This window comes from Mesorhizobium sp. M1E.F.Ca.ET.063.01.1.1 (assembly GCF_003998155.1).
Taxonomy (GTDB): domain Bacteria; phylum Pseudomonadota; class Alphaproteobacteria; order Rhizobiales; family Rhizobiaceae; genus Mesorhizobium.
Genome location: NZ_RZSC01001078.1, coordinates 1 through 1,509 on the forward strand (window position 1 = coordinate 1; position 1,509 = coordinate 1,509).

Sequence of the window (1,509 nt, forward strand, 5' to 3'; positions counted from 1 at the left end):
TCTGGAAGACCATGGCGATGTCGCGGTCGCGCGGCTGCAGCCGGGTGACGTCGCGCTCGCCGATGAAGACCTTGCCGGCGGTCGGCATGTCGAGTCCGGCCAGGAGGCGCAGCGCCGTCGTCTTGCCGCAGCCCGACGGGCCGAGCAGGGCGAGGAATTTGTGGTCCGGCACGGCGAGGTCGAGCGATCGCAGCACGTTGAGCGCGCCGAAATTCTTGACCACGCTTTTGAACAGGACCGAGCTCATCGCCCTCCCCGCCGCTCCGCGCTTGCTCCCAAGCCCTTCCGCTCGTCGACCGTGAAGCCGGCCTTGCGGGCGAGGTCGCGCAGGTTGCGGTAGCCCATTGTAGCATAGGTCAGCGGATGCGCCTTGGCCGGGTCCTGCTCGGCCTCCACAACCAGCCATCCGGCATAGCCCTTGTCGGCGAGGATTTTCAGCAGGCTCGCATAGTCGATCGCGCCGTCGCCGGGCACCGTGAAGATGCCTTCCATCACCGCGCCCATGAAGCTCATGTCGGTGTCACGTGCCTTCTTCAGCACCGCCGGGCGCACGTCCTTGCAATGGACATGGACGACGCGGCCGACATGCCGGCGCAGCAACTGCTCCGGGTCGCCGCCGGAGAAGGCGCAGTGGCCGGTGTCGTAGAGCAGCCCGACCGCCTCGCCGGTCATCTTCATCAGCATGTCGATCTCGGCATCGGTTTCGACGATCGTGCCCATATGATGGTGAAAGGCCATGTCGACGCCGAAATCGGCAAAACGTTCGGCCAGCCGCGTGATCTTTTCGCCGTAGGGCTTCCACTCCTCGGCTGCGAGCTTCGGCCGCTGCGAGATCGGGTCGTGGATCGCGCCATGGCGGCCGCGCGAGGTGTCGGCATAAACGACATGGCTCGCCCCGAGCTCCTTGAGCAGCGTCAGATGCGGGCGGATCGCCTCGAATTCTTCGTCCACCTCGCGTTCGCAGATGCGCCCGTCATACCAGCCGGAGACCAGCGCCAGCCCGTAACGGTCGAGGATGGGGCCGAGCGTGCGGGCCTCGCGCGGGAACTTGCCGCCGAGCTCCGTTCCCGCAAAGCCCGCTTCCGCGGTTTCGCTGAGGCACGTCTCGAGCGGCGTGTCGCCGCCCAGTTCCGGCACGTCGTCATTGGTCCAGGTGATCGGATTGATGCCAAGTCGAACTGTCGTCATTGCTCGCTTTCCGCCTGCGCCCGAAGGCTGCAGGGTGTTCGTTTCGGGAGGGAAATGGCTGCGTGTGCTTTCGGAAGGAGGCAAAGCCTGCCATTTTCGTTTGGCCAGACGCCCTCCCAGAGCCTTGCCTAAACGCCTCGACGTCTTACCCCAACGTCAGCGATTGGAGTCTACGCCGCTCTGTCTCCATCGCGAGGGCCAGTTTTCCGGAAAATGAAGGAACCAGTTCAAGTCCGCCGACGGCTGTGGCAGGATGGGGAGGGAGAACCATGGAAGGGTGTGGCATATGGAAGAGCTGAGGTTCGCTGCCAGACCCGAGTG

The 1,509-nt window shown here is 64.9% G+C and carries 2 protein-coding genes; both read right to left on the reverse strand.

Annotation, left to right across the window (positions count from 1 at the left end; all coding sequences use genetic code 11):
* Positions 1-247, reverse strand: a 247-nt coding sequence (locus tag EOA29_RS36170; protein ID WP_145970033.1) for an ATP-binding cassette domain-containing protein, incomplete at its 3' end; no start/stop codon positions are given.
* Positions 244-1,188 (reverse strand): myo-inosose-2 dehydratase, encoded by a 945-nt coding sequence (iolE, locus tag EOA29_RS36175; RefSeq protein ID WP_126090796.1) that lies wholly within the window; start codon positions 1,186-1,188, stop codon positions 244-246. The genes EOA29_RS36170 and iolE, both read right to left, overlap by 4 nt.
* Positions 1,189-1,509 lie beyond the last annotated feature (321 nt).